The following is a 5,934-nucleotide window of genomic DNA, read 5'->3' as shown; positions in this document are numbered from 1 at the left end:
TGAAGAGCCAAGCCAGCCGAGCCGAGGGTCTTCAAACTCGGTGATGGCGCCCCAGATTTTGGACTTGATGTCCTCGTCGTCGTCAACAAAGTCGGACGCGCGAAGATGGTTCTTCACCTCTTCGAGTGAAGGAACCGGCTCTTCCGGCCTCGTGACGACGACCCAGGACATGACGCGATCAGCCGACGATGACGCGGAACTTGCCGGACTTCACGTTGCCGCCCTGAGCGACGACGATCTTCACCCGCGACACAATGGCGATCTTGGTGCTGACCGCCGTGCCACCGGTCGCGTAGAGACGCGCGGCTCCGACTTGGTCCATCACCGGCGCGCGAGGGCGCACAATTTCGGACGCATTCACATCGGTGTCGGTCCAGAGGCTTTCGCCCGTCACTTCGTCAGTGATCGTGAAATCGACGCCGTTAGCGAAGTCGATCTTCTCGTAATGAATGGACTCCAACTCGCCGCGGCATCGGCCGGCCGATGGAAGGTATGCAGTGGCATTGCCGCTGGCATCGGTCGTCACTGTGACTTCGTACATGCGCATGGTCTTCGTTCCTTTGCTGGGAAGGCGGCACGGATGAACGGCACGCCGGGATTGCCCTTCTCAGGGTGGATGAGGCGTTAGCGCGCCAATTTCGTCAGCAGCGGATAGAGATCAGCCTCGGCCGTAGTGCCGTCGCCGTTGGTCAGGACGACCACGCCGCTTTCATCGACTTCGAATGCAACCACCGGAGACCCGGCCTCACCGCGCTCGCCGCGCGGCCCTTGCGGCCCACGCTCGCCCGGATTGCCGCGCTTGCCCTGCATGGCCAGCATCTGCCAGCCGTCGCCAGGACACGGTCCTGGATTGTCTCGCTTTGCGACGAAGGACGCACCGTTGAGCGCAACCACGTCGAAGGCCGCATAGTCATCTCCGGCGGCATGGGTGCCCCGGATGGTGAAAGAAGCGCCGTCTCTTCCATTGACGCCGGCTGCGGCGATGCACTGCCAATCATCATGCGGCGGCGATCGACCGGTGTCTCGCAAGGCTTGATAGGTAGCACCGCCAACCGTGGCGACTTCGCCCTCGTAATAGACACGATCTTCCCACGCCTTGACGATCGGCAACCTGCCTGGCGCGCCGGCCTCGCCGCGCGGACCAGGAGCGCCATCGCTACCATCGCGACCGTCGGCGCCATTGGCGCCAGCAATGCCGCGTTCGCCCTGCTCGCCCTGAGGACCAGGTTCGCCGGCCGGGCCACGCTCGCCCGCCGGTCCTGCCGGAACAGGATTGGCGGCGAAGTATCGGGCCACGGCCGCGTCAATCTCCTGATCGGTTGGAGCAGGCCCCCGTTCGCCGCGCTCACCGTCCGAGCCGCGCTCCCTTGCGGTCCAATAGCGCCATCGACCCCATCAACACCCGCGGCGCCATCGCGGCCGTCGACGCCAGCCGGTCCCTCTCGGCCATCAGCACCTGGAGCGCCATCGCGGCCGTCGACGCCGTCCTTGCCATCACGACCCGGATCGCCATCCTTGACGCGGGCAATGACCTCGTCGACACGACGTTCAAGGGTGGTGAAGCGAAGTTCACGCTCAGCATCGATCCGGCGAACGTCGGAGATGGCTGCTTCGATACGGAGCAGCGACTCTCGCTCAATCCGCCCTGCTACGGCGCCGAGCTCTTCGGCAAGGATGTCAAACGGCGACTGTGCGGGCATATGCTGACCGGAAGGATTGGCGCGCGCGCTCATTGCTTTCTGCGTCTCCTGCCGGATCATCTTCGTCCGCTGTATCGTCATTTGCCGGAGTTGGCGCTGGTGCTGGCTGCGGAGGCTGTAGTTTTTCGCCATAGCTCAGCGGTACGTCTTGCTGCTGAACACGGATTTCGTCGCCGCCCGTAACCGACGGAAGACCTTCGATCGCCCGAGCCTCGTTGATGGTATAGAGCCGGCGCGTGCCGTTGGTCAGCGCTTCAATGCGCTCCTTGAAAGACGAGCGCAGGAGGATGTTGGTGTCGAACTCGAGATACTCGTCGGGCACGCCCTTCAGATTGAAGAGCTGACCAAACGCTTCCTCGATGTGATTCAGCGCGAAGCCGAGACCGGACGCTTTCCACGAAGCCATCAGGGATTCCGTCGAGGCGAACGGAGTGCCCCCGATGCCGAGGATTTGGAGCGGGACCCTGAACGCCAAGGCAATATTCTGCTCGGTCATCTTGAGCATCTCGGCCAGCTGACCGTCGTTGGCGGTAGAGGTGACAGCCTTTGCCTTCAGACCCCACGCCAATATCGGCGTGCCGCCGGCGTTGTCGCCCTTGGTTTGTTCGTCCCATCGCGCGCGCAACTCGGTTGTCTGGTCCTTCGTCAGCTGCTGGTCCGTCTCCAACATGAACGAAGGACGCGCTTGGTTCAGATAGAAAGCGATTTGCTGATTCAGCGCCGCACCTGACATGGCGAGATCGAGCGCCGCGGCCATGATCGGGCCTTCGCCCTTGAGCGGATGTCGCGGCGTGTGTAGGCGAACATGCAGCACGTCACGCGCCGGAATGGGATCGGTGAAGTCGAACCGCTGCTCTGCAATCTCGTTGCCAGACAGGTGGTAGAAGACAGAGCCGTCCTCGGCGATCAGCGGCTTTCCGCTCCGCATGAGGTGCAGTTCCGAAATCTCGTTCCGATCATTGCGAATACCGACCGCGAACGCTTCACCCGAGGCTGAATAGAGATTTCGTGTCAGGTTCAGCAGGAAGTCGGATATCGACTGGTAATCGTTGGGCTTTTTGATGATGCGCGACAGCGCAGAATTCGTCACGCGCTCTCGACCGCCGTTCGCCAAGCTGCGCCAGTGATCGCCTGGGCACATGGCAACGGTCTGCGAATAGGCAGACTGACACGCCTCGACCATCGCACTGCGCTCGCCGTATGGCTTAAGCGAATAGCCTGATTGCCACCAGTTCAGCAGCCTGCCAGGGCCGGCGCCAAGCACGCCGTCCGCAAGGTAATAGGGACCGGGCCGATACTGGCCTTCGGTCCCCTTACCGAGGATGTTGCTGAAGATCGTCGAGAGCCAGTTCGCCATCAGCGGGTCTTGTAATCCACGCCCTTGGCGTCAGCTGTGGCTTCACGGCTTTGGCCGAACCGACCTTCCTTCATGGCGTCCAGATCGGCCTGGGTCGGATAGGGAGCGTCATGGGATGGGGCTGGTTTGGCGCCGGTTGCGCCGGACTTCGCAGAGGCGGCCGCGGCCTTCTTATCGGCCTCTGCCTTTGCTTCGGCCTCACGCTTGGCCTTTTCGTCGGCCTTGGTCTTGGCCTCCGCATCCTTGCGGGCAGCCTCATCAGCGGCTTTCTTCGCCTTCTCGTCGTCGGTCTGATTGCTCATGGTGAGCTCCACTCGTTCAGGGATGGAGGTGAGGCGCGAACGCCTCACCCGTTGGTCGCGCCGGCAGGCTTACGGATTGCCGGGCGAATAGGACCAGTCGGCGCCGTCGATCCACTGCACCATGCCGGCGCGGCGCATCGCCCAGGTCACATCCATCAGCATGCGCAGGGCCATGCTGGCGGTCTGGAACATGGAGATGACCGGCGCCGCCACAACGTTCGGCGAACCGGCCGAGCTGATCTGCTGCGGCGAGGTGTCTTCCGCGTGGATGACCGCCTGCTCGCTCACGTCGAACTCCGGCTGATCCTGGATCGCCGTCGCGAAGTCCGCAGCGTCGATCATGATCAGGCGACCTGCCGGCACGTTCAGCGACGAGATTGGCGTGATGCCCGAGTCCGTGAGGATCTGACGCATCGAACCCATCTTGTCGTCCGGACCAGGCACGAAGCTCAGCTTGCGGGCTTCGCGCTTGTTCATCAGGAGAACGAGGTTGCGACCGGCCTTGGCCGTATCGAACGGAGCGGCCAGGGTATCGATGTCCTGCATGATCGCCGCCCAGCCACCGTCAGACGACGCAGTCAGCGCCGAGACACCGTTGAGCAGGCCGGCCGGTCGGGTCGTGGACCCCGCCGTCGCATCGATCAGCAGCGTGTCGATGGTGTCAGCGGTGTCGCCCCGGATTTCCTGACGCAGCAGACCTTCAATCTGCGGGTTCGAATACTTCGCCAGTTCCTTGGTGAAGTACGAGATGACACCCATCTTGTGCGGGCTGAGCGTGGCGGAGGTCAGACCGAAGCGGCGAACCGGGATCGGGGCGCCTTCGGCGACGAACGAACCGCTGATCGACGGCGTCGCGGCGCGAGCCGGGATCTTGATCTGACCGCGGCCGGGGCCGAACTGCAGATTGGTGCCCATGGCCGCGAGGCGCGGATAGAACGAGATATCGCGCAGCGTTTCCATGAACGCCACTGTCTCGGTCTCGACCAGTTCGGCGGCCCATCCGGTGACGGTCGTCTTGGCCGGATCGACGGCCGCGCGAACCAAGATGTTGGTCGCTTCGTGGTCGCGGTAGCGCTCTTCGAGGATGGAGATCGGATCGCGCTGCGTGACCTGCGCCAGCAGGCAGCACACGGCCTGGCGGATGATGAGATCGCCGGGCTTGGGCTCACGTTCTTTGACGCCGAGCGGCTTGCGGATCGCCGGCGCGCCGGGCTTCGCAGGCACGGACGAGGCAGCGGCGCCGGTGGCGAGCGACTTCTCGGCCTTCTTGAGCGAGTCGAGACGCAGCTGGCGCTCATTCATGACGCCTTCGAGGGTCTCACCCTCTTCGATGTCATAATCGTCCTGGCTGATGTGGTTCTGATACGCATCGCGAGCGACGGTATAGGCGGCCTGCGCATCCTCGATGCGCTGAGCGAGGGTCTTCATGGCTGGTGCTTTCTTCTGGATGGGGGGATGTGATGCGGCGTGCTCGCCGGGGGTAGACATGTCCCGCCTCACTCCGGCTTGCTCGCCAAAGGCCAAGGACAAGGTTTCGTCAGACACATGCAGCGACTTCGCGATCTGAAGAGCTGCAGGATTTGCGGGAACAGACACGAGGGAGCATTCGATGAGCTCCTGCTCGGTATACTTCTGGCCGGCGTAGGGCTTTTCCGGATCGATCGGCTCCGACTTCTTCGGGATGAAGCCGACGGACACGGCGCGCAGGACGCCCTGCTCCAAAAGGCCGATGAGTTCGTCGATGCGCTCGCTCGTGCCGCGTGCGGCCGGGACCAGCTTCGCGATGAGCTTCCCACCCTCGACACGGATATTCGTCCAGTTGCCAATCGGGAATGAATTGGAATGACCGAAAAGCGCGATCGGGTTCTTCTTGAACCACTTGAGATCCCATCCCTTGGGATCGATGCTGTCGCCATAACGGTCGACCGTGGCGTCGGAAAGCACGAATTCGAGATTGCCGGCCCCCTCGGTGGAGACCTTGCGCAGGATGGTCATGTTGAGATTTCCTCTTCGCTCAGCCGAGCATGCCGCCAACCTCAAGGACGACCTTCGCGCGATCGCGAGACTTGAGGCCTTCGGCCATGGTGAGAGCGACTGCAGGGTCAATCCTGAATCGCGCCTTGTCTTTATCGAGCTTGCGGTTGCCGGCCGGGTCCATGGTCGCGATGGCGTTGGCCATCGTCCATGTCAGGACCGGGTTGGAAGGATGGATCAGCTTGCGATTGATGACATCCAGCTCGAGCGCGTCGATGGCCGGAGCCATGTCCTTGAAGCCTTGCCCCCACGGGATGAGACGTAGACCGGAGCCGACCTTGCCCTCGCTGCCTTTGTCTTCCCAAGCCTGCAGGCCGATGCGGTCGAACTCACGGAGAAGATCCGCGATACGCCAACGGTCGTAAGCCAGGCCGAGAACCGTATACTCGCTGACGAGCTCGGCGATCTTCAGTGCCACGACCGCAGGGTCGATCGACCGTCCCGGCGACGCCAGCAAATAGCCTTCCTTGTGCCACTGCCCGTAACGGTTATTGCCGGAGCCGAAATCGCGATCGCTATGCTCGCGGAGAAGATCCTCAGG

The 5,934-nt window shown here is 62.8% G+C and carries 7 protein-coding genes; all 7 read right to left on the bottom strand.

The annotated features are described in order from the left end of the window. Positions 1-178: 178 nt before the first annotated feature. The gene (locus ACIQ17_RS29830) at positions 179-526 is read right to left on the bottom strand and encodes a hypothetical protein (RefSeq protein ID WP_398473068.1); all 348 of its coding nucleotides are present in this window, start codon (positions 524-526) and stop codon (positions 179-181) included. Positions 527-624: 98 nt separating this feature from the next. Then, positions 625-1,296 carry a hypothetical protein gene (locus ACIQ17_RS29825; RefSeq protein ID WP_398473067.1) on the bottom strand — a complete coding sequence of 224 codons (672 nt, stop codon included), beginning with the start codon at positions 1,294-1,296 and terminating at the stop codon, positions 625-627. A gap of 49 nt (positions 1,297-1,345) precedes the next feature. Continuing rightward, on the bottom strand, positions 1,346-1,639 hold the full coding sequence (locus tag ACIQ17_RS29820; RefSeq protein ID WP_398473065.1) for a hypothetical protein: 294 nt from the start codon (positions 1,637-1,639) through the stop codon (positions 1,346-1,348). Positions 1,640-1,677: 38 nt separating this feature from the next. Further along, positions 1,678-3,057, bottom strand: coding sequence for a phage portal protein (locus tag ACIQ17_RS29815; protein WP_398473064.1), 1,380 nt, complete (start codon positions 3,055-3,057; stop codon positions 1,678-1,680). Continuing rightward, entirely contained in the window at positions 3,057-3,359 is a 303-nt protein-coding gene (locus tag ACIQ17_RS29810) for a hypothetical protein (RefSeq protein WP_398473063.1), read from the bottom strand. Before ACIQ17_RS29810 ends, ACIQ17_RS29815 begins: the two co-directional genes overlap by 1 nt. Positions 3,360-3,428: 69 nt before the next feature. Further along, positions 3,429-5,354, bottom strand: coding sequence for a phage major capsid protein (locus tag ACIQ17_RS29805; protein WP_398473062.1), 1,926 nt, complete (start codon positions 5,352-5,354; stop codon positions 3,429-3,431). 19 nt (positions 5,355-5,373) lie between these two features. Then, on the bottom strand, positions 5,374-5,934 hold a 561-nt coding region (locus ACIQ17_RS29800; protein ID WP_398473061.1), incomplete at its 5' end, for a terminase TerL endonuclease subunit.

Source organism: Tardiphaga sp. (assembly GCF_044340795.1).
GTDB lineage: Bacteria > Pseudomonadota > Alphaproteobacteria > Rhizobiales > Xanthobacteraceae > Tardiphaga.
The sequence above is the reverse complement of the archived record's forward strand: the minus strand, read 5'-3'. Positions and strand labels throughout refer to the sequence as shown.

Coding starts and splice junctions, on each gene's coding strand:
- ACIQ17_RS29815 (WP_398473064.1), bottom strand. CDS start 3,057: ATGGCGAACTGGCTCTCGACGATCTTCAGCAACATCCTCGGTAAGGGG.
- ACIQ17_RS29810 (WP_398473063.1), bottom strand. CDS start 3,359: ATGAGCAATCAGACCGACGACGAGAAGGCGAAGAAAGCCGCTGATGAG.
- ACIQ17_RS29805 (WP_398473062.1), bottom strand. CDS start 5,354: ATGACCATCCTGCGCAAGGTCTCCACCGAGGGGGCCGGCAATCTCGAA.